Raw genomic sequence first — 21224 nt, forward strand, 5'->3', positions numbered from 1 at the left:
GCCGGGCCGTTCGTGTGTGTGGCGTCGTCGGCGGGGGTGTGTGTGGGTGTTCGGCGGCTAGGGGGTACGGGCGGGCGCACCGGGTGCTCGGAGTAGCGGGTGCTCGGGGTGCGGGCGGCGGTGCGGGTGGTCGTGGCGTAGGCGGCGGCCTGGGGTCGCGGATGCGGGCGGTGGGCTGGGTGTTCGGGGCGCGGCGGGTGCTCAGGTGCGGGCGGCGGCCCGGGGCGCGGGTGAGGGCGGTGGCCTGGGGCGCGGGTGCGGGGCAGTGCGTGGCGGATTTCCGAGCCCGGGTGCGGGCGGTGGGCTGGGTGTTCGGGGCGCGGCGGGCATTTGGGGTGCGTGTGGCGGCCTAGTGCAGCGCGTCGCAGGTCCTTTGCCGGTTGCTGGTGGTCGCCTGGTGACGGTGGGTGAGGATCATGCGGCCTTGGTGTACTCCGCTGGGGCGGTCTGGAGGTAGCGGGCGTGGTCGGCGTCGGCGTCGTAGCGCCACTGGTAGGGGCGGGCGGTGCGGTTGTGTCGGATCGTGAAGGCGGTGATCTGGGCTTCGAGGTCCTTGCGGGAGGTGAAGTCGCCGCGGCGGAGTAGGCGGCGGGTCAGGATGCCGAACCACTGCTCGACCATGTTCAACCAACTGGCGTGTTTGGGCGTGTGGGTGATGGTGATTCGCGGGTGGGCTGCGAGCCAGGCGCGGGTGGCCCGGGAGGTATGCGAGGAGCTGTTGTCCATGATCAGGTGGAGGCGCAGGGCCGGGTCGGTCAGCCGGTGCAATAGCCGCAGGAAGGCGATGAAGGTGGCCGAGTCGTTGCGCCCGATGCGCTCGGCCAGGACCTGGCCGGTGGCCACGTCCATGGCGGCGACAATGGAGACGGTGCCGTGCCGGCGGTACTCGAACTCGCGCCGCTCGGCCTGTCCGGGGCGGGTGCGCCGGGTGGGGTAGCGGCGGGATTTGGCCTGGATGCCGGTCTTCTCATCCACGCTGACCAGCAGCGTGCCGGGTGGGATGTCCAGGTAGAGGTGGCACACCGCGCCGGCCTGGGCCCAGAACGCATCGTCGTCGGCCCGGTTGAGCCAGCCGCGGCCCCTGTGCGGGCGCACCTTCGCCTCGGCTAGGACCCGGCCGACCGTGGAGGGCGAGAGCACCAGGCCGCGTTCGGCCAGGTGGGCGGCGATGGTGGCGCGGGTCCATGGCGTGGCTCCCTCGGGCGGCACGCTGGCAGCGGTGGCCACCACGGCCAGGCGCGCGCTGGGACCATGCTGTTCGGGGCGCCCGCTGCGCGGTCGGTCGAACAGGCCCGCCACTCCACGGCGGCGGAAGCGTTCGCGCCAGGTGCGCACGGTAGGCACACTGCATCCGAGCTCGGCGGCGATGGCGGTGGTGGGCCGGCCCGCGGCGGCCAGCAGTACGATCCGTGCGCGCCGCGCCACTGCCTGCCCGGCCCCGGCAGCGGCCACGAGCCTGCGCACCTTGCGGTCCTGCTTGCGGGAAAGCGGCAACGGCGGGGCGGGTGGATGGGCCACGAAGGGGTGCGTTTCCTTTGGAGTGAGCACCAACCGGAAGCTGGGTGATCATCAATAGCGGACAGCCTTCTGACGCTTTGCTCCATGCCGGACAGGTGGGCGAAGCCGGGACATCCCCGGTCAGGCCCGTCCCTCCAGAGGAAACACACCTGGGCATCGACGAGTTCGCCCGCAGAACCCGTGAGGCGTCAGCTCTGTGCCGTGGGGCGGACGACGATGTCGCCGACGTCGACGTTCGACGGCTGCTCGATCGCGAAGGCGACAGCGCGGGCGATGTCGTCGGGGGAGAGGGAGAAGTCGACCGCCTGGATCTGCGACTTGACGGTGGGGCTGGTGATCGAGTCGGCGAATTCCGTCCCGACGTAGCCGGGCGAGACCATGGTGACCCGCAGGTCGGGCCCGGCCTCCTGGCGCAGTCCCTCGGAGACGGTGCGGACCGCGTTCTTCGTCGCCGCGTAGACAGCCTGGTTCGGCACGATGCGCAGCCCGGCGGTCGAGACGACGTTGACGAACTGCCCCCTGCCCTGCTTGCGGAACACGGGGAGCGCTGCCGCGATCCCGTGCAGCACGCCGCGGAAGTTGACGTCGATCATCTGGTCCCAGTCCTCGACGCGCAGCTCGTCGAACGGCGAGATGGGACCGATCCCGGCGTTGCTGACGAGGACATCCAGCGCGCCATAGTGCCCGCAGGCGTACGCCACCAGGTCCGCGAGGTCTCCTCGGCGACGCACGTCCGTCGTCTTCCAGACGGCCGTGCCGCCATCGGCCTCGATGCGGGCGACGAGCGCTTCCAGCCGGTCGCTCCGACGCGCTCCGAGGACGAGCTTCGCGCCGCGCGACGCGAGGAGCAGCGCGCTCGCCTCGCCGATCCCGCTGCCCGCGCCCGTAATGGCCACCACCTTGCCGTCGATCCCTGTCATGCTCGGCCTCCAATGCTAGAAGTAAGAGGGCTATCACTTATAAAGTAAGTGGTCTCTTACTTATGGTCAAGGAAGTGGGTCGAGTGACTGACGCAGCAAGTGGAGCGGGGAGTGAGCGCCCTGCCCGGGGGCAGCTCCGCTCGGCACTGATCGCTGAGAGCTTCGTGCTGCTCTCCGAAACGGGGATGGCCGGCTTCTCCGTCGCCGAACTCGCCCGCAGGCTCGGAGTGAGCACGGCCGCCCCGTATCGTCACTTTCCCCACCGTGACGCGCTACTCGCCGTCGTCGCGGCACAGGCCGCCGACGAGCTGACCCGGTCCATCGAGGCCGCCGCGCAGGCGGCTGGCCGCGACCCGATCGACCGGCTCGCGGCCACCGCGGGGGCATACGTGCGCCACGTGTCCGACCGCGGCGCCGGTCTCGACGTGATCTTCGCCCGGGAGCTGAGGCCGCTGCGCGACGCCGACGTGGCCCGGGCTGGCCGGGGCCTGATGGCGCTGCTGCTCGACCTCGCCCGGCAGGCGGGCCACGCCGACCCTTCCCAAGCACTGCTCCTACTCGAACAGCTCTTCGTCCTAGCCCACGGCTACGTCACCCTGGACACGGAGAACTTCCTGACGCTCTCCCGTCTCTCCCCCGAGGACGTCGCCACCCGCGCCACGCGCGCGGCGACGGCGCTGCTGCGCGGCAACGTGACGTGAGCACCAGCCGGAGCTTGGGTGATAGCCATGCCGGTTCCGCCTAAACGCCTCAAGGAAGAGGTCGACGACACCGTCGACCACCACGCCTTCCAGCTGCGAAGCTGGCCCGCCTTGGCCGAGGTTGACACCCGGTGGCGTGGATCGTTCGGCTACCTCACGGCGATCGTCGAGAAAGAGGGCGAGGACGTGCGCATCCCGCTGTGCCGCATCGAATACCTCGGTGACGACAACGCCTGGGGCTTCGCTATGTACTTGAGTGCCACCGCCGCCTAGACCGACGCGGTCTTGCGCACCGGCAGCCCGACGGCAGCCTTCGACGCCGCCGCCCTCGTCCACCTTGCCGACTACCACGTGTAGCCAGACCCCGCGCACTCAACCGGCAAAGGACCTGCGACGCGCTGCACTAGGCGTTCGGGGTGCTCGGGTGCGGGCGGTGGGCCCGGGTGCTTGGGCGCTCGGGTGGCGGTGGGTTGGGTGTTCGGGGTGCAGCGGGTGCTCAGGTGCGGGGCGGTGGGCTGAGTGTTCGGCGTGCGGCGGGCGCTCAGGTGCGGGGCGGTGGCCCGGGGCGCGGGTGGGGTGGCGGCCTGGGCGCGGGTGCGGGGCAGTGTGTGGCGGATTTCCTGGCCCCGGTGCGGGGGCGGGGCGTCGGTGCGCACGAGGTGCGGGGTGGCGGGGGCGTACGGGTGCGGGGGCCGACCCGTATTCATCCGGTGCCCATCCCCCTACGGGCTCCGTGCCTGACGTCAGGTGCCCGCGTCCCCGTGGACCCGGCGGTGGACCGGCCTCCCCCTCCCGTACGGGACGGCATGGAGAGGCCGGGGCTCATGCCGGGCGGCGTGGCGGGGCCGGGACCCGGGCCGGACGAGGCAGCTCGACGGGGCCGGGACCCCGGGTCGCGGCGCGGCCGGGCCCCCGGCCCCGGGCTCAGCGGAGCCAGGGGAGGTCGCTGTCCGGCTCCTGCGGCTGGAGACCGTCGGCGATCGTCCGCATGATCGCGCCCAGGGTCCGCTGCTGCTCGGCGTCCAGCCGGTCGAAGAGCGCCTTCCGTACCGCCGCCACGTGGCCGGGCGCGCTGCGCCGCAGCATCTCCGCGCCCTCCTCGGTGAGCACGGCGAACTGCCCCCGCTTGTCCCCGGGGCAGCTCTCGCGTCGCAGCCACCCGTTCCGTTCCAGGCGGGCCGTCGCGTGCGAGAGCCGCGAGCGCGTGATCTTCGCGCGGCAGGCCAGCTCCGTCATCCGCAGCCGCCCGCCGGGCGCCTCGGAGAGGGTCACGAGGAGCCCGTAGTAGACGTGCGGCATTCCGGCGTCGCGCTGCAACTGCCGGTCGAGGTGATCGTCCAGCAGCGTCGTGGCCTGGCGGAACGCCCGCCAGACCTCCTGCTCGTCGTCCCCCAGCCACACGGGCCCGGGGACGGAAGCGGGCACGGGCGTCGTCTCCCCGTCACTCATCCTTGCCTCCTCCTCACGGCGGGCCTGGCGACCCGAGCTGCTGACGGGCCTGGCGGCCCGGTCTGGCGGCCCGGTCTGGCGGCCCGGTCTGGCGTCCCGGTCTGGCGTCCCGGTCTGGCGTCCCGGTCTGGCGGCCGATGCGCCGGACGACCCGACGGCCTTATTGAAGCTTAAACAATGTTGTCGTATTCTCCTCTCGTGAGAAGCGCTTGATGTTTCAAGCATCACGAGGTGCCTCGCGCCGGTCGCGCCGCCCCCGGGCCGAGGACACGAGAAGGAAGCAGGCCCACGGATGACGACCCCCGCCCCCGCCCGGATGCCCGCGCTCTACCTGAGCCACGGCGCCCCGCCGCTCGCCGACGACCCCGTCTGGCCCGGCGAGCTCGCGGCCTGGTCGGCCGAGCTGCCCCGCCCGCGCGCGATCCTGATGATCTCCGCGCACTGGGAGGACGCCCCGCTCGCCCTCGGCGCCACCCGCACCCTGCCCCTCGTCCACGACTTCTGGGGCTTCCCCGAGCACTACTACAAGGTCGAGTACGCGGCCCCCGGTGCCCCGTGGCTCGCCGACGCGGTCCGCAAGCTCGTCGGCGGCGCCGGCACCCCGGTCCAGGACGTCGAGGACCGGGGACTGGACCACGGCGCCTACGTGCCGCTGGTCGAGATGTACCCGGACGCCGACATCCCCGTGCTCCAGATCTCCCTGCCCACCCTCGACCCGGCGCGCCTGATGGACCTCGGCCGCAAGCTCGCCCCGCTGCGGGACGAGGGCGTCCTCATCGTCGGCAGCGGCTTTTTCACGCACAACCTCGCGGCGCTGCGCCACGCCGGAGGCGTGCCGAGCTGGTCCACGGAGTTCGACGACTGGGGCAAACGGGCCCTGGAGAACGGCGACATCGACTCCCTCCTCGACTTCCGCCACACCTCCCCCGCAGGGCAGCTCGCCCACCCCAGGACCGAACACTTCGCCCCCCTCTTCGTCACCCTGGGCGCCGCCGACGCCACCGGCGAACTCGACACCCGCCGCAGCGTCATCGAAGGCTTCTGGCTCGGCCTGGCCAAACGCTCCCTCCAGTTCGGCTGACCGGGCGCCGAACGGTTGGGGCGGGTCGCGACGGTTGGGGGCGGCGGGGCGCGACGGTCCCGCCCGGCCATCCGGCAACGTCCCCCTTCCCTCCCCTCACCACAGCGGATCGATGAGTTCCACCGCGCGGAGGGCCGCCGCGCGTGTCAGTGGGTCCGTCAGGTTCAGGGCGGGGTCGAGCGCCGTGTCGGCGAACTTCACCGCGTGCTCGTCGCCGTGCGCCGCCGCCCGGGCGAACACCTCGGCCGCGTCCAGGGCTTCGGCCTCGGCCTCCAGGTGCTTCGGGGAGGCGGCCCGCGCCGGAGCGTAGGCAGCCGTCACCGCCGCACTCGCCCTCCAGGCCGCCGACAGGCTCGGCGCCCACAGCCCGGAGGGCAGCGCGGGCAGTACGCGCAGCACCGCGTTGGGCGCGGTCGCGGCGTGCACGAGCATCACGGGGTCCCCGTGCGCGTGCGTCGCGTACCGCCGGACGGCGGCCGCGACCAGCTCGCGCAGCCGCTCGGCCGCCTCGCGCGGGCCACCCACCTCGGTGGCGGGCCACACGGGAAAGGCGTCCAGGCACGACAGCCGCTCGCGGATGCCCCCACGCTGCTCCGCGACCGCCGGAACCGCGTCCAGCGCCGCGTCCGCCGACCCGTACGCCCCCAACGCCCGCACGGCCGGCAATGGCTGACTGCGCGCGGCCCAGTAGCCGAGGGCGTGCGCGAGCTCCGCGAGCCTCGGCCCGTCCGGCTCCCGTGGCCTCGCGGACTCCTCGGCGCCGCGCGCTCCCGCCTCCGTCGCGAGCAGGGTCCGCACGGCATGGCCGGTCCGGATCACGGGGTGCGTCGCGCCGGCCACGATGCCCGGCAGCAGGCGCGGCCACCAGGTGGCGAGCACCGCGCGCCACGGTGCCTCCGTCAGCCGTACGCCGAAGTACGCCGTCCAGTCCGCGATCCGGCGCGGATCGCCCAGCGCCTCACGCCAGTTCTCCTCGGTGACGCGCGCGTACGAGGACGGAGCCTGCTCCAGCTTGTCCCGGTAACGATCGACCCAGCGGTGGACCGCGCCGCCGTGCCCGCCTCGCACCAGCGCCTCGACCGCCATCGGCGCGTGGTTGCTCAGCCGGCCGTTCCGTTCCGGTCCCGTGGAGTGCAGCCGCTCCAGGGCCTCGTCGAGCACCCCGCCGTCTTCGCCCCGGGGGCCCCGTTCCGTGTCCCTTGCGCCTCCTCCCGTCCGTTCGCCGGCCGACGCCCGCCCCGGTCGCTCACGGCTCTGCCGTTCCTCGGTGTCCTGCTGGTGGCGAAGGGCCCCGCGCGGGGCGTCATCGGGAGTCATGGCGCCGCACGCTAGGCCGTTCAGTAGAGGAACGTAACGGACCGTAGTCCTGGTTCCCACGTCCGGTGACTTTTTTCGGGTAGACCGGAGGAACCGGGACCAACGGCGGGGGGCCCGCCAGGACCCGTACCGAAACCCCAGGTCAGCAGCCCGAGACCGACGGGGAACCCGCAGCCGGACCAACCGAAGGAGTCCTCATGACACTCAGCCCGGAGGAGCGCCGCGCCTTTCTCGACGAGCCGCTCGTCGCGACCCTCGCCGTCGCCAGGGAGGGGGAGCGCGCGCCGCTCGCCGTGCCCGTCTGGTTCTGGCAGGAGGACAACGGCGACCTGCTCTTCTTCACCGAGGCCGACTCGCTGAAGTCCCGTCTCGTGGAGGCCGCGGGCCGTTTCAGCCTGCTCGTGCAGCGTACGGAGCCCACGTACCGGTACGTCTCCGCCGAGGGCCCGGTCGTCGGCGCGACGCCCACGACCCCGGACGAGTCCTACACCGACGCCGCCCGCTACCTCGCCCCCGACAAGGTCGACGCCTACGTCGAGCGCACCGGTGCCACCGGCGACCCCACCGCCGGGCTCGTCACCTACCGGATGCGCCCCGAGCACTGGTTCTCCGCGGACCTCGGCTCGCTCTGAGCCCTGCCCGCACCCGGGCGGGGGCAAGAGGCGGCAGCCGGGACGACCGGCCGCGCACCACCCCCGCCCGTGGACCGGCCCGCTCCCGTATCTCCCGGCCCGGGTGCCCGGGCTCCGCCCCGCTCCAGCCCGCCGACTGCCCCGGCTGCCTCGGCTGTCGCCCTCGGCCGCTCCCGTCCGCCGCCGGGGCCCGTGCGCGCTACGGCGCGAGGTCTTTCTCGTACCAGGCCACGTCCCAGTACCGCCCGAACTTCCGCCCCACCTCCGCGTACGTGCCCAGGTGCCGGAAACCGAAGCGCTCGTGGAGCGCGAGCGAGGCGGTGTTCGGCAGGGCGATCCCGGCGTAGGCGCGGTGGACGTCCTCGTCCGCCAGGCACGCGAACAATGCCGTGTACAAGCGTGTGCCCAGGCCGTTGCCGCCCTCCCCGGGACGGCAGTAGACGCTGACCTCCACGGACGTCGCGTAGGCGGGCTTGCTCCGGAAGGCGCCGCTCGTCGCGTAGCCGAGCACGTCCGTACCGGCGGGCCGGCCGGGCGCGTGGGCGACGAGGAGCCGGTGCGGCCCGCCGGTCGGGTGAGCGCGGAACCAGTCCAGGCGCTGATCAGGGGTGAATGGAACCGTGTCGAATGTGATCGGCGTCTCTGTCACGTAGTGGTTGTAGAGCGCGGTGAGCTGCGGAAGGTCCCCCTCGCACCCCGCCCTGACCTGCACCTTTTCGGTCGATTCCGGCATGTTCCCTCCCTCTGTGGCGCGACAGGGTACTGCATGATCCCGAAGATTGATGGGCTCCCGGGGAATTCTGTCCTGTTTCCGGTCGTTGCTTCCTATAGATGCCGGGCACCCGCGAGGGTGAAGCACTCCCGCGCGAGAGCGCGCCGAGTGCGGCATCCGACAGGGAGCATGTCCACCCACCATCGCAAGGGAGCACGCATGGCCACCCGTGCCGTCGCCCGTCGTCAGTCCGCCACCGGGAGCGGCGCCTCCCAGGCTTCGGGCTCCGGGGAGACCCGGGGTTCCAGGGGTGCCCGTTCCATGAGCGGGGAGATAGCCGACCGCGACCTGGTCGGCATGTACCTCGACGAGATAGCCCGTACGCCGCTACTGGACGCCGCCAAGGAGGTCGAGCTCTCGCAGACCATCGAGGCGGGCGTCTTCGCGCGCCAGATCCTCGACGGCGAGACCGACTCCAAGAACGAGGCGTCCCGCGAGGAGCTGGAAGCCCTCTGGGAGGCGAGCGAGCGGGCCAAGGACGTCTTCATCCGTTCCAATCTGCGGCTCGTCGTCGCCGTCGCCCGGCGCTATCCGCGTGCCGGACTGCCCCTCCTCGACCTGATCCAGGAGGGGAACGCCGGTCTCGTGCGCGCGGTCGAGAAGTTCGACTACCGCAAGGGCTTCAAGTTCTCCACGTACGCGACCTGGTGGATTCGGCAGGCCATCACCCGCTCCATCGCCGACCAGTCGCGCACCATCCGCCTCCCCGTCCACCTTGTGGAGGAGCTGGGCCGCATCCGCCGGGTGCAGCGCGAGTTCAACCGCGAGCACGGCCGCGACCCGGAGCACGCCGAGATCGCCGCCGAGCTGGGCTCGACGCCCGAGCGCGTCTCCGACGTCCTCGACTGGGCGCGCGACCCGGTCTCCCTCAACATGTCCGTGGACGACGAGGGCGACACCCAGTTCGGCGACCTCCTGGAGGACACGTCGGCGGTCTCGCCCGAACAGTCCGTGATGACGCTGCTGCGCAGCGAGGAGCTGGACGAGCTGATCGGCCGGCTCGACGAGCGCACCGCGTCGATCATCAAGATGCGCTACGGCATCGATGACGGCCGCGAGCGCACCCTGACGGAGGTCGGCAAGCAGCACGGCCTCACCAGGGAGCGCATCCGCCAGATAGAGAAGCACGCCCTGCTCGAACTCAAGAAGCTCGCGCACGACACGGGCTTCGACGCGGCGGCGTAGGCGCGGCACAACCAATGCCACGCCCGCGGCCCGGCGCCATGCGTGAAACGAGGCGCCGCGAGTGAGGCGCGGTGGCGCGTGCGGAGAGGAACTGTTTGTGCGGGTCGGAATGGGGCGAGCGCAACGGGGCGCCGTCAGGGAAGCGAACCGCCACGAACCGTAACGGACCGCTCGGCCTGTGATGCCGAGTGAACCGGAGCCGGTCGAACCGGAAGGGCCCGAGCCATGAGGCACGGGCCCTTCGGCGTGCCGTGCGGCGGGGGAGTGGGGGAGCGGGCGGGTGACGGGCCGATGCGCGAGGGGCCCATGCGGCACGGGGCTCGCGAGGGAGGCCTGTGACAGCGGCCCCGCCCTGCGGGAGTACGGGACCCGTCGCACGGGCTGCGAGCCGACGTGAAGACGCGTGCGTGGGGGCGAACGTGGGCAGAAGTAACGTAGGAGATGCGTCACTTCGGGGTAAGAATCCTATTTTCCTCCCGTTGGTCCAGCGGAGTGAGATCTACTGAAGCCATGCCTCAGCACGTCTCGGTCATGCAGCAGGTCGGGGTGGCCGCCCTGGTAACGGCGGCGGTCGCCTGGGCCGTTGGGCTCGCCCGTGGGGTTCGCGGAGCGCGGGCGGTACGCGGCGCCGCCGCCGTGCCCGCCACTCCCCGTGCCACCGCGATGCCGGCCCCCGCCGGTACGCGACGCCCACGGATACCGCGTCAGTCGGTGCCCGCCTCGGAAAGCGTCGAACTCACCCCCGCCGAACGCGCCGCCTTCGCCGGTCTCGTCCAGCGCCTCGAAGGGCGCGGCTGACCGCCTCCGGAGCGGTGCCGGCCGAGCGACGTAAACGCTCGCCCGCCGCGCGGTCGCGATCCGAAGGCACCGCCCTCGCGCGTGAGCCGGTCATGGTGTCCGGCGGGGCATGACGGCGGTCCGGCCGCCGCGTGATCGCGCGGTTACCGAAGCCGGTCACCCGCTCCCGTCGGTTCCGGCTGCCCGGTTCCGTTCGTGCCGGTCCGCGTCGGTCATCCGGACCGTCGGTACCGGTCGTCCGGTTCCGTGGGTACCGGTCGTCTCCGTTCCGCTCGTGCGCCTGCCCGGAGGCGCGGGTTCGGCCCGAGCCGGGCAGGCGTGCCTTCCCGCTGCCGCGTACCGTCCCCGCATGGCCCAACCACGTCCGTGAAGACGGGTCCGAGCCCGCCGTGCGCTGCGGGCGGGTCCTGGACTCGCCAGGTTCCCGGGGCCTCACCGGTTCCTGGGGGCGATGATCCGCGCTGGATGGATTCGGGCTGCGGGGACCAGGTGCGGTGGCCTCGGTGCGCTGGCGCGGGCGGAAATGGTACGGCCGGGCTCGTGCCGACGAGGCGGCATGTCCGGGCAGGTCTGTCCGGTTTCCTGACTGGCCGTCCGGTGTCCGACCTGGCGTGCCCGGTTGCTCCCCGCTGCTGGGCCGGCGGCCCGTCGCCTCTCCGCTTAGAGCACGCGTGCGCGGCGTTCCATCGCCTCGTGCGCCTCCCCTTCCGTCTCGTAGACCTCGCACATGTGGCGCCGGTCGGGTGTCGCCGTGTGCTCGACCTCCCACAGGGACAGCTCGGTGCCGTCCAGGAGCAGGAAGGCGTGCTCGTAGAGGGCGAAGCCGATCCCGGCGGTGGCCCGCAGGCCCGGACGCGTGAACGCCTGGGTGATCTCGTGGGCGAAGGCGTTCCGCAGGAGGTCCGCGATGTCCGCGCGCGGGCGGTCCTCGTTCTCGGCCCGGCGCAACAGCCGCCGGGCGTGGTCGGCGGAGTTGTCCGGCACGTACTCGCGGTGCGGGACCGGTTCCTCGGCGATCAGGTCGGCGGCGGACGGCTCGTCGTCATAGGGCGACGTATGCCACTCCGTCGGCTCGAACGGGGCGCGCGAGGCGGCCACCCTCGCCTCCTCGTGGTCCGCGTAGACCTCGTGGAGCGTCTCGTCCCCGGCGGTGCCGCGCCGGGTGACCTCCCACAGGGTGAGGTCGCTGCCGTCGGGGAGCAACCAGCAGTGCCGGTAGGTCTCCTGGTGCAGCGTGGCGCTGTGGTGCGCCGAGTGGAGCGAGGTGTCGTGGGCGAGTGCGGAGTCGAGCCGAGCGAGGATCTCGTCGGGCAGTTCGAATGAGTTGAGGGCGCGTCCAAGCAGTCGCATGAGGGGGTTCTCCGGCGACTCGGGTGTCTCGTACGGAACGCTCAAGGCATCTCCCGGCGTTGCTGCATGTCACCTCGTGGGTGCATACCGTAGCCCTATGGTTGGACATCATGTCCGGGAATCGTGAAAACGAACGAAGGCCATGAGAAGTTCCCGCACATGCCCTCGTCGTATGCCCCGAATCCGGAAGCGACGCTCGGAAGGTAGCGCCAAGTGCTGCCGAGGCGGAAGACGGCACGCTTGTACGGAAACTGACGCCTCGTCCACCCAAAGGGTTGCTTTCCCTTTCTCAAACCCGCGCCGAGACGCCGGGCCGACCGCACCTTCACCGGCGCCGCGCCTCTTGTGCGACAAGGGCTGCGGGCCCGTGCCCCGCACGGTGGGCTTGCGCGAGCCGGCCCACGCCCTGCGACGGGCCCCACCGCGCCGAACGCGACCACGGCACCCGGGGGCGTACGGCGCCGAGGGGTGGTGCGGTGGCGAGCGAGGGGCGCCGGGGCGGACGGGAGGGGTGCCGGGACGAGGGCGAGCGCCCCCGGGCCGGTCCTCACGCCTCGCCGGGCGGTCTCCCGTACGAGACCCGCCGGACCAGCCCGGTGCGCCCCCGTCCCCGTCCCCGTCCCTGCCCCCGCCTCCGCCGGGGTACGGCCCTGGGGTCCGCCTCCCCGTGGCCCCGGACCGCTCGCCCTCGTGCGGCCGGAGCGCGGACGTACGCTGGAGGCATGAGCGAGTCCCCGGAGCCGACGGCCAGCCCTTCCCCGCAGCCCCTGCCGGGCCCGGCGGAGGCCGGGACCCCCGGCCCCGGTGAGGGCGCCCCGGCCCACGACGAGGGGCGCGCGGCTGCGGCCACCGGGGGTGCGGGCGCGGAGGCGGCGGATGCTCCGGAGACCGGGGGCGCGCCTCAGAAAGAGGAAGCTCCCGAGGCGGAAGCGGAGACGGGGACGGCGGCGGAACCCGAGGTCGAGCGTCTGCGGCGGGCCAAGGCGCGCCTGGTCTTCGACGATCCCCTGTACGGGCGGGGCGGCGACGACTCCGACCGGGGCTGGGGGGATCGCCCCCGCCCCCGTGGCGGCTCGGCGGCGGACCTGGCCCGCTTCCTCGACGAGAAGCCGCCCCACCACATCTGACCGGAAACGGCCCCCCGACAGGTGATCCCAGGACATGCGGCGGCCTCGCGGCAAGCGGCCCTGCGGCACACAGCCGTGCGGCACGCCGCCCCGGAACCCCTGCCGACGCCCAGGGAAGCCCCTCAGCCCTTGGTGGGACCAGCGGGACCCTGCGGCCCGCCCACCGGCCCTCCCGGCGCCCCGGGGCCGTCCTGCCCGGGCCCTGCGGTCGCTCCAGGGGCCGCAGGGCCGTTCGGGGCGGACTCGCCCCGCGCGATCCGGGCGGCGACGAGCTCGTCCCTGATGTCCTTGAGCACGTCCAGTTCCGAGACCGGCACCTCGGGAGTGCCGTACTTCGCCTCGCGCCGGGCGGCCAGCCGCGCCAGGTAGCGGGACATGGGCAGGACCATCAGGAAGTAGACGACCGCCGCCGTGATGAGGAAGGTGAGGGCCGCGCTGAGGACCGTGCCCCACATGATCTGGATGCCCTGGGCCTCTTCGCCCCCGTGCGCGGGCACGCAGGGGCTCTCCAGGCAGTAGCTGTACTGATCCAGGTCCTGCGTGCCGAAGGCGCCGACCACCGGGTTGATGACGCCCTTGACCACCGCGTTGACGATGTTCGTGAAGGCCGCCCCGATGACCACGGCGACCGCGAGGTCGATGACGTTGCCACGCATGAGGAAGGACTTGAAGCCTTCCCACACACCAGGCTTGCTGTTCTTGCTCACCCAAGGACCTTTCCGTATGCGTATGTTGTGCGGTGCAAACAGTCCCGCAACCTACGACATCCGTCCCGGCCCCTGTCCAATTGCCTCCCCCTATCGAGGGACTTGACACGAGCCGGTGCAGCATCTCGCGTGCGGAACCGGCGCGCGGGGGCGTTCCGCTCCGGAACCCCCGGAGCAATGCCCCGGCCGCCCTCCGCGGCAGGCCCCTCAACACGCGACCACCGCCAGGGCGGAGGAGGCGGACGCCGCGGCGAGGTCCACCGCCGAGGCACGTGGCACGGTGAGCACGATGACGGCGCCGGGGTCCGTCGCGTCCCAGCGCGTTTCCGGGTCTGCCTCCGGCCAAACCTCGCCACCGGAAAACTCCGGCGGCGAGCCCGGGACCGGGGTCGCCGAGCCTCGGGACGCCGAAGGGGCGGAGCCGGGCGGACGGGGGAGAGCGGCGACCCGTGCCCCGCTCACCACGACGCGGGCCGCACGAGATCCCGCGCCGCCCACCGCGATCACGTCGACCAGGTCCCCCGGTCGCAACAGGCGCGCAGGCCCGCCGGTTCCGCGATCCGCACCGCCGTGCGCACGGGACGCCGGTCGGGCGCGGCCCGCTCCCGGGCCGGAGCCGCCGCTCGCTCCGGCCCCGGAGCCGGCTTCGCCGCGGGAGCCGCCGTCCTCGTCGGTGAAACGCCGGCACCTGTCGAGGGGACGGCGATGAGGAGGCCGCCGCAGCAGGCCAGCACCGCCAGCGCCAGGCCGCGGCCGACCGGGCGGCGCGGCCACAGCCGCCCCACTCCGGCACGACGCACGGGCAGTGGCGGGAAGAGCGGAACCGTACCGGTCGGCGGCACCTCGCGCCCCGGCGGTCCCGTCCCCGAACCCGCTCTCGCATCCCAGCCCGTCCCCGACGCGGTTCCCGTGTTCGCCACCGCTCCCGCCCTCGTCCCGTCCCGGGCCACGGTGCCGTACTGCTCCTGGCCGGGAGCGTCGCGCGTGGCGGAGCCGTAGGAGGGCGCGGCGCCAGCGAGCCCGCTGCCGGAGAACCCGAGCCCCGCAAAGCCGGATTCGGAGCTGTCGCGCCCGAGTGCCCCGTGTCCCGGGGGCGCGAAAGCCGGGGCCCCGTACCCCGGCCCCCCGTATCCCTCCGCTCCGTATCCCCGCGCCCCGTGTCCCTGCGCTCCCTGTGCTGCGTGCCCTGACCCTCCGGGCTCCGGCGACTCGGGACGCGTGAACTCCTGCCGGGCCCGGCCCGGCTGACCGGCCTGGCCCGGCTCGTACGGCGCTCCGGCGGGCTCCGGCGGGGCGGAGGGGAAGAGGGGGCCGGGAGGCATGTGTGTCATGGCGGATCGTCCGTCCTGTGCGGGGGTGGAGGCCGGTGGCGACACGGGACGTGCCACCACCGGGTCCGTCCCGCAGCCGGCGTCACGCCGGTACGAAACGGACAACCACACCCTGCATCAGAGAACTGACAGGCGATGAACGCCTGTGGATAACTCGGGGGTTGCCGAGATATCCACAACCCGGACGAGTGATCGCTTTCCCCTCGGTTCGACAAGGACCACCCGAGGTGTTCTACGGTTACGGCAACGCGAACCCGGGGTCCCATCCCCCGAGGGCCTTCGTGCACAGGCAGGCCCGGTCCTCCGCGTCCGGAAGACCTGCCACGACGTCGAAAAGGACCGTCCGCAGTCGGTCGACGTTCGCCGCGAAGACCTCCAGCACATCCTGGTGCGAGACACCCTCCCCTGTCTCGGTGCCCGCGTCCAGGTCGGTGACCAGCGTCAACGAGGTGTAGCAGAGCTCCAGTTCACGAGCGAGCATCGCCTCCGGATGCCCGGTCATCCCGACCACCGACCAGCCCTGCGCCGCGTGCCAGCGTGATTCGGCACGGGTGGAGAACCGCGGACCCTCCACCACGACGAGCGTTCCGCCGTCCACCGCGTCCCAGTCGTGCCGCCTGGCCGTGGTGAGTGCGACGGCACGGCCCGTCGGGCAGTACGGATCGGCGGGGGAGACGTGCACGACGTTCGGCACGGCGCCGTCCGGACGTGGCTCGCCGTCGAAGTAGGTCTGCGCCCGGCCCTTCGTACGGTCGACGAACTGGTCGGGAACGAGCAGGGTGCCAGGACCGTACTCGGGCCTCAGCCCGCCCACCGCACAGGGCCCGAGTACCTGCCGCACGCCGACCGAGCGCAGGGCCCAGAGGTTGGCGCGGTAGTTGATGCGGTGGGGCGGCAGGTGATGGTCCCGCCCGTGCCGGGGCAGGAACGCCACCTGGCGGCCCGCCACTTCGCCGAGGAAGAGGGAGTCGCTCGGCGGCCCGTACGGAGTCTCGACCGAGACCTCCGTGACGTCTTCGAGAAAGGAGTAGAAGCCTGAACCGCCGATGACCCCGATTTCGGCCCGGGGCCCCGAGGGGCCCGCGGCACCGGGCGCGGAGGGGCTGGCGGAGGTGGTGTGCGACATGGCGGCACAGTATCGGGACACCACCGGACGCACGTCCGGGCCCCGACCTCCGGCGGAGCGGAGGAACGGAGCCCGGACGGGGAAGCGGCAGGTCCGTCGCTGTCACTGCGGCGCCGGTTTCCGAGGGAGGAGCCGGCGATCCCGGCCGAGGCCGGAGGCCCGCGCGCACGCGCGAGCTACGGAAGACGGGCCTGAGCGCATACGGAGGCCCGGTGTGCCCCCACGGCACGGGGGACACACCGGGCCACCGCGAAAGAGCGGGGTGCGGGCGTCAGGCGGCGGGCGCCGGCGAGCTGCTGCTTGAGGAGGAGCTGCTGCTCGAAGAACCGCTGCTCGCCGAGGTGGAACCGGCGTCCGTCTTCTTCTCCGCCGCGGGCTTCGCGGGGGTGTCCGAGCCGGTCGAGGGCTTGGCCGCGGGAGAGCTGCTGCTCGAAGAGCCCCGGCTGTCGTTGCGGTAGAAGCCCGAGCCCTTGAAGACGATGCCGACGGCGGAGAAGACCTTCTTCAGGCGGCCCCCGCAGTTCGGGCACTCGGTGAGCGAGTCGTCCGTGAACTTCTGGACGGCCTCCAGGCCCTCACCGCACTCGGTGCACTGGTACTGGTACGTCGGCACTTGCTTCCTCCTGGCACTCTGACTCGATGAGTGCTAACGACACTCCATAGTGACGTATTCCGCGCCGTCAGTCCACTGCCGACGGGCCCCGGTGACCGATCACACGCCGGTCGCCTGTTCCGGGACAGGCTCTTCCGGCTGCCTCGACCGGGCGGGCACGAGCCGCCTCCGGAGGAGCACGACGGTGCACAGGGCGGCCAGCGTGCCGAAGGCGGGGACCAGGAAACCGGCCTGGGAACCGTGCGCGTCGGCGAGCCTGCCCGCGACCGTCACCGCCGCGGCCTGCCCCAGCGCCACCGCTCCGGTGAGCCACGTGAACGCCTCGGTCCTGGCCCGGGCCGGCACCAGCGTGTCGACCAGCGTGTACCCGGTCACCAGGGTGGGGGCGACGCACAGGCCCGTGAGGAAACCGACCACCGCGAAGAGAGGAACGGAGTGCACGGCCCACAGGGTCGAGGCCACGAGGGCGAGTGCCGTGTAGCCCACGAGCAGCCTGCCGTGGGCGGGCCGCTTCCAGGCGATCGCGCCCACAGCGGCGCCCGAGAGCATGTTCCCGCAGGCGAAGATCCCGTAGAGGAGACCGTTGACACCGGAGTGACCCGACTCCTCGGCGAAAGCCGTGAGAGACACCTGCATCCCGCCGAAGACGACCCCGATACCGAGGAAGGCCACGACCAGCACCAGAACACCCGGCACCCGCAGCGCCGAGGACGAAACGGGAGCCTCCGCCCCGGAACCCGGGCCGTCCGTGCCCGGCCGCCCCGGCTTCGCCACGCGCCCGTCCGTGCCACGGCTGGGCCGCCCGCTGCCGGTCGTGCCCGGCGCCTGGCCGGCGGAGAGGCCCGGGCGGGCGTCGCCCGGCAGTCCCGCGCGCTGGGCGGCGAAGAGCAGGCCGCCGACGAGGGTCAGCGTCGCCTCGGCGGCGAGACCGGCGACCGGGTGCACGCCGGTGCACAGGGCGGTGGCGAGCACCGGCCCGATGACGAACGTGAACTCGTCGGTCACCGACTCGAAGGCGGCGGCCGTGGGGAGCAGCGGGGTGTCGCCGAGCTTGCCCGCCCAGCGCGCCCGCACCATCGGGCCGACCTGCGGCACCGACGCGCCCGCCGGGACGGCCAGCAGGAACAGCGTCCACAGCGGGGCCCCGAGGAGCGCGAGCGCGGCCAGGGCGGCGACCGAGACGGCGTGGAGGACGACACCGGGGACGAGGACGGCGCGTTGCCCGTGGCGGTCCGCGAGCCGCCCGTTCTGCGGGGCGAAGAGCGCCATGGAGACGCCGGTGACGGCCGCGACGGCACCCGCGTTGCCGTAGGACCCGGTGGTGTGTTCCACGAGCATGACCATGCCCATGGTCAGCATCCCGAAGGGCTGCCGGGCGGCGAAGCCCGAGAGGAGGAAACCGGCGATGCCGGGGGTGCGCAGGAGCTGTCCGTAACCGGGGCGGCGCGCGGGAGCGCCGTGCGGGTCCTTCGGGGAGCCGGTGCCGGACGAGGAGGCGACCGTGGTTGCCACGGCGCACACCTTTCTGCCGCCTGGTAGCGCCTCAGCGGGGAGGCACCGAGAGCTGTCCACTCGCGCGGAACTGCGGTAGATACCAGCGCCCGGGAGGGCGTCACGGCCGCCATACGGTCGCGCCAGCTCTGCGTCAGGCAGAGTTGGTCGGTCAGTGATGCGCGCCCATCGTATGACGGGTGCGCGGGGCGGCGCGCCCCCGCCGCCCTGAGCCGGCCGCCGGCGAGGACGCGAACGGCGGCTCAGGCCGGGTCCCGCTCCTCGTCCGGTTCGCCGACCCCCGCCCCTTCGGCAGCGCGCTCCCCGGCCGGGAGGCGGGCCCCCTCCGGGTCCCGCTCCTCGGCGCCGTCCGCCCCACGGGCGGTCTGCTCCCGGGCCCTCTCGCGCACGGACTCACGCAAGGAGTCGCGCGCGGCGGACTCCCGTACGGAGGGGGCGGGCGGAAGCGGCGGTACGGAGCCGGTGCCGCGACGCTCGGCCGCCGGGGCCTCCCTCTCCTCGGGCACGAAGGCGCCGCCGCCCACCGCCCCCGTACGGCCCACACCGGCACCCGCGCCGTGAGCGGCCCGACCGCCGGCACCCGTGCCGCCCGTGGCCCGCTCACCGGCACCGACGCCTCGCGCCGCCCAGTCATCACCGCCCGTACCTCGGGCGTCCCGGCCACCCGCGTCCCCGCCACCCGCGTCCCGGCCCTGCGCACCCGTGCCACCGGCTCCCGCACCAGCGGCCTCCGCACCATCTGCTCCCGAGCCGCCGACCTGCGCGTTGCCGACCCCCGCGTCGCCCGTACGCGGCGTTCCGTCCGCCGCGCCCGGTTCCCCGTAGCCCTGCCGCACCTTCCCGGCCTCGTCGCGCCCGCTCACGTCCGTGGACCGGCTGAACCGCAGGCGCCCCAGCGAGCGCCGCCCCTGCCCGGCTCCCCGCGTGCGCCCGCCCGAACCGCGTCCGCCCGCGTGGGAGGGGCCGGCCGCGCTCCCGGCATCGGCGCGCCCCGCACCCGTACGCTCCGCACCCGCACTCCCGCGCCCGGCACCGTCCCCCGGCCGCCCGTCACCACTACCCGCACGCCCGCCACTAGCTCCCGCATGCCCGCCACTAGCTCCCGCACATCCAGCACCAGCCCCCGCACGTCCAGCCCCCGCCCCACCGCGCCCGCCACCCGCTCCACCCCGCCCAGCACCGGTCCCGCTCCAACCGGCGGTCGTCACCGCGCGGCCCGCGCCGGCGACCGCGCCCTGGGTCGGGGCGGCGGGATCCTCCGTCTGGCCGAGCCAGCCGGCGAGCTTGCCGCCGTGGGCGACGGCGCGCAGGCGGTCCTCGGCGGCCTCGCGGACGGGATCGGTGGCGACGACGAGGAGTTCGTCGCCGCGGCGCAGCGTCGTGGTCGGGGTGGGGACGAAGCTCGCGCCCTCGCGGACGACGAGCGTGACGGCGGAGCCCTTCGGCAGACGCAGTTCGCTCACCTCCACGCCCGTGCATCCGGGAGTCGGCGGGGACCGCGACCGACAGGAGGTGGCCGCGCAGGCGCTCCAGCGGTGCGGACTCGACGCCGAGGTCCGCCGTCTCGGCGCGATTGCCGAGGCCCAGGCGCCGGGCGAGCCAGGGCAGGGTCGGGCCCTGGACGAGGGTGTAGACGACGACGAGCACGAAGACGATGTTGAAGATGTGCTGGCTGTCCTTGATCCCGCCCACCATGGGGATCGTGGCGAGGATGACCGGCACCGCGCCGCGCAGTCCCGCCCAGGACATGAGCGCCTGTTCGCGCCACGGCTGCCGGAAGGGCAGCAGGCTCAGCAGGACCGAGGCCGGCCGGGCGAGCGCGGTGAGGATCAGGCCGATGAGGAGCGCGGGCACCATGTCCGAGGCGAGCTCGTGCGGGGTGACGAGCAGCCCGAGCAGGACGAACATGCCGATCTGCGCGATCCAGCCGAGACCCTCGGCGAAGCCCCTGGTCGCGGGCCAGTGCGGCAGTTTGGCGTTGCCGAGCACCATCGCGGCGAGGTAGACGGCGAGGAAGCCGCTGCCGTGGGCGAGGGCGCCCGAGGCGTAGGCGGTGACGGCGATCGCCATGACCGCGATCGGGTAGAGCCCGGAGGCGGGCAGGGCGACGTGGCGCAGCCCGTACGCGCCGAGCCAGCCGACCGCGAGCCCCACCGCGGCCCCGATGGCCAGTTCCAGCGCGATCTCGCCGAGGAGCACGTACCAGTGCTCGACGGGCCCGGCCGTCGAGAAGGCCACGACGAGGATGACGACCGGCGCGTCGTTGAAGCCCGACTCCGCCTCCAGCGTGCCCGTGATGCGGGAGGGCAGCGGCACCCTGCGCAGCACCGAGAAGACCGCCGCCGCGTCCGTCGAGGAGACCACCGCGCCGATGATCAGCGCGGGCCGCCAGTCGAGCCCCACCACGTAGTGCGCCCCCAGCGCCGTGACGCCGACGCTGATCCCGACACCCAGCGTGGACAGGGCGGCCGCCGCGGGCAGCGCCGGGCGCACCTCTTTCCACTTCGTGCCGAGCCCGCCCTCGGCCAGGATCACCACGAGGGCCGCGTAGCCGATGACCTGGGTGAGCCGGACGTCGTCGAACGCCACGTTGCCGAGTCCGTCCGTGCCCATGACGACGCCGATGCCGAGATAGACGAGCAGGCTCGGCAGGCCGCTGCGCGAGGAGAGGCGCACGGCCGCGACGGCGACGAGGAGGACGAGGGCGGAGATGAGCAGGAGCTGGTTGAGGCGGTCGACAGTCAGGGGCCGGTTCCTTTCCGCGGGGGTGGGAGCCCCCGTCCACCGAGGCGGACGGGGAGAAGACGCCGGCAAGGGGGGCGAGCCGGGCGGAGGGGGACGGCTCCGGAACGGAGACGACCCGGTTACTTCGTTACCTTACCTAATCGTTAACGGTTTCTTGATGCGTCTTCGCGAACCCGCTCCCGCGCCCGGACGCGTCTGACCCTGCGGAGATACGACCGCCTTGCACCGGAGAAGTCGGCACACAAAGGACAAGCCGGCCGTGTGCGGGCGGGCTCAAGTGCCGTGCGGGGCGGGGCGGACCGGCCACCGGGCCCGGCCCCGGCCCCCGTACCGCGTCCTT

At 73.3% G+C, this 21224-nt stretch carries 18 protein-coding genes and 1 pseudogene; 7 read left to right on the forward strand and 12 right to left on the reverse strand.

Going from position 1 to position 21224, the window contains the following annotated elements:
• Nucleotides 1-414: 414 nt before the first annotated feature.
• Both SSBG_RS16990 and SSBG_RS16995 read right to left on the reverse strand, forming a co-directional pair.
• Nucleotides 415-1518 carry an IS630 family transposase gene (locus SSBG_RS16990; RefSeq protein ID WP_158677792.1) on the reverse strand — a complete coding sequence of 368 codons (1104 nt, stop codon included), beginning with the start codon at nucleotides 1516-1518 and terminating at the stop codon, nucleotides 415-417.
• Between the two features lie 188 nt (nucleotides 1519-1706).
• The gene (locus SSBG_RS16995) at nucleotides 1707-2438 is read right to left on the reverse strand and encodes an SDR family oxidoreductase (protein ID WP_008747326.1); all 732 of its coding nucleotides are present in this window, start codon (nucleotides 2436-2438) and stop codon (nucleotides 1707-1709) included.
• Nucleotides 2439-2521: 83 nt separating this feature from the next.
• On the opposite strand from SSBG_RS16995, the gene SSBG_RS17000 reads away from it, so the two are divergent.
• Together SSBG_RS17000 and SSBG_RS17005 are read left to right on the forward strand one after the other, a co-directional pair.
• A complete protein-coding gene (locus SSBG_RS17000; protein ID WP_008747327.1) occupies nucleotides 2522-3139 on the forward strand; it encodes a TetR/AcrR family transcriptional regulator in 618 nt (205 codons plus the stop codon).
• Nucleotides 3140-3166: 27 nt separating this feature from the next.
• Nucleotides 3167-3412 carry a hypothetical protein gene (locus SSBG_RS17005; RefSeq protein WP_158677793.1) on the forward strand — a complete coding sequence of 82 codons (246 nt, stop codon included), beginning with the start codon at nucleotides 3167-3169 and terminating at the stop codon, nucleotides 3410-3412.
• A gap of 651 nt (nucleotides 3413-4063) precedes the next feature.
• Here the strand turns inward: SSBG_RS17005 and SSBG_RS17010 are convergent.
• Nucleotides 4064-4588 (reverse strand): MarR family winged helix-turn-helix transcriptional regulator, encoded by a 525-nt coding sequence (locus SSBG_RS17010; RefSeq protein ID WP_008747329.1) that lies wholly within the window; start codon nucleotides 4586-4588, stop codon nucleotides 4064-4066.
• Nucleotides 4589-4904: 316 nt separating this feature from the next.
• On the opposite strand from SSBG_RS17010, the gene SSBG_RS17015 reads away from it, so the two are divergent.
• On the forward strand, nucleotides 4905-5669 hold the full coding sequence (locus SSBG_RS17015) for a dioxygenase (protein WP_008747330.1): 765 nt from the start codon (nucleotides 4905-4907) through the stop codon (nucleotides 5667-5669).
• A 96-nt stretch (nucleotides 5670-5765) separates the two neighbouring features.
• On the opposite strand, the gene SSBG_RS17020 is transcribed toward SSBG_RS17015, so the two are convergent.
• Nucleotides 5766-6830 carry a questin oxidase family protein gene (locus SSBG_RS17020; protein WP_037869997.1) on the reverse strand — a complete coding sequence of 355 codons (1065 nt, stop codon included), beginning with the start codon at nucleotides 6828-6830 and terminating at the stop codon, nucleotides 5766-5768.
• Between the two features lie 353 nt (nucleotides 6831-7183).
• On the opposite strand from SSBG_RS17020, the gene SSBG_RS17025 reads away from it, so the two are divergent.
• Nucleotides 7184-7618 (forward strand): pyridoxamine 5'-phosphate oxidase family protein, encoded by a 435-nt coding sequence (locus SSBG_RS17025; RefSeq protein ID WP_008747332.1) that lies wholly within the window; start codon nucleotides 7184-7186, stop codon nucleotides 7616-7618.
• Between the two features lie 199 nt (nucleotides 7619-7817).
• On the opposite strand, the gene SSBG_RS17030 is transcribed toward SSBG_RS17025, so the two are convergent.
• A complete protein-coding gene (locus tag SSBG_RS17030) occupies nucleotides 7818-8351 on the reverse strand; it encodes a GNAT family N-acetyltransferase (RefSeq protein WP_008747333.1) in 534 nt (177 codons plus the stop codon).
• 198 nt (nucleotides 8352-8549) lie between these two features.
• Between SSBG_RS17030 and SSBG_RS17035 the strand changes: the two genes are divergently transcribed.
• Nucleotides 8550-9575: a sigma-70 family RNA polymerase sigma factor gene (locus tag SSBG_RS17035; protein ID WP_008747334.1), complete on the forward strand. Its 1026-nt coding sequence runs from the start codon at nucleotides 8550-8552 to the stop codon at nucleotides 9573-9575.
• A gap of 510 nt (nucleotides 9576-10085) precedes the next feature.
• Nucleotides 10086-10373 (forward strand): hypothetical protein, encoded by a 288-nt coding sequence (locus SSBG_RS17040; protein ID WP_008747335.1) that lies wholly within the window; start codon nucleotides 10086-10088, stop codon nucleotides 10371-10373.
• 660 nt (nucleotides 10374-11033) lie between these two features.
• Here SSBG_RS17040 and SSBG_RS17045 read toward each other — a convergent pair.
• Nucleotides 11034-11768: a DUF6227 family protein gene (locus tag SSBG_RS17045; RefSeq protein WP_008747337.1), complete on the reverse strand. Its 735-nt coding sequence runs from the start codon at nucleotides 11766-11768 to the stop codon at nucleotides 11034-11036.
• 677 nt (nucleotides 11769-12445) lie between these two features.
• On the opposite strand from SSBG_RS17045, the gene SSBG_RS17050 reads away from it, so the two are divergent.
• Entirely contained in the window at nucleotides 12446-12850 is a 405-nt protein-coding gene (locus tag SSBG_RS17050; protein ID WP_008747338.1) for a hypothetical protein, read from the forward strand.
• A 122-nt stretch (nucleotides 12851-12972) separates the two neighbouring features.
• On the opposite strand, the gene SSBG_RS17055 is transcribed toward SSBG_RS17050, so the two are convergent.
• The 6 genes and pseudogenes from SSBG_RS17055 to SSBG_RS34850 form a co-directional block, all read right to left on the reverse strand.
• Entirely contained in the window at nucleotides 12973-13557 is a 585-nt protein-coding gene (locus SSBG_RS17055; protein ID WP_008747339.1) for an MscL family protein, read from the reverse strand.
• Nucleotides 13558-15126: 1569 nt separating this feature from the next.
• Nucleotides 15127-16014 (reverse strand): S-methyl-5'-thioadenosine phosphorylase, encoded by an 888-nt coding sequence (locus SSBG_RS17060; RefSeq protein WP_008747342.1) that lies wholly within the window; start codon nucleotides 16012-16014, stop codon nucleotides 15127-15129.
• Nucleotides 16015-16285: 271 nt separating this feature from the next.
• Nucleotides 16286-16627: an FmdB family zinc ribbon protein gene (locus SSBG_RS17065; protein ID WP_008747343.1), complete on the reverse strand. Its 342-nt coding sequence runs from the start codon at nucleotides 16625-16627 to the stop codon at nucleotides 16286-16288.
• 99 nt (nucleotides 16628-16726) lie between these two features.
• Nucleotides 16727-18139, reverse strand: coding sequence for an MFS transporter (locus SSBG_RS17070; RefSeq protein WP_008747344.1), 1413 nt, complete (start codon nucleotides 18137-18139; stop codon nucleotides 16727-16729).
• A gap of 242 nt (nucleotides 18140-18381) precedes the next feature.
• Nucleotides 18382-19002 carry a hypothetical protein gene (locus tag SSBG_RS34845; RefSeq protein WP_234010789.1) on the reverse strand — a complete coding sequence of 207 codons (621 nt, stop codon included), beginning with the start codon at nucleotides 19000-19002 and terminating at the stop codon, nucleotides 18382-18384.
• Nucleotides 19003-19400: 398 nt separating this feature from the next.
• A pseudogene (locus SSBG_RS34850) lies at nucleotides 19401-20884 on the reverse strand (potassium/proton antiporter); the annotation flags it as partial.
• Nucleotides 20885-21224 lie beyond the last annotated feature (340 nt).

The organism is Streptomyces sp. SPB074, assembly GCF_000154905.1.
Taxonomy (GTDB): domain Bacteria; phylum Actinomycetota; class Actinomycetes; order Streptomycetales; family Streptomycetaceae; genus Streptomyces.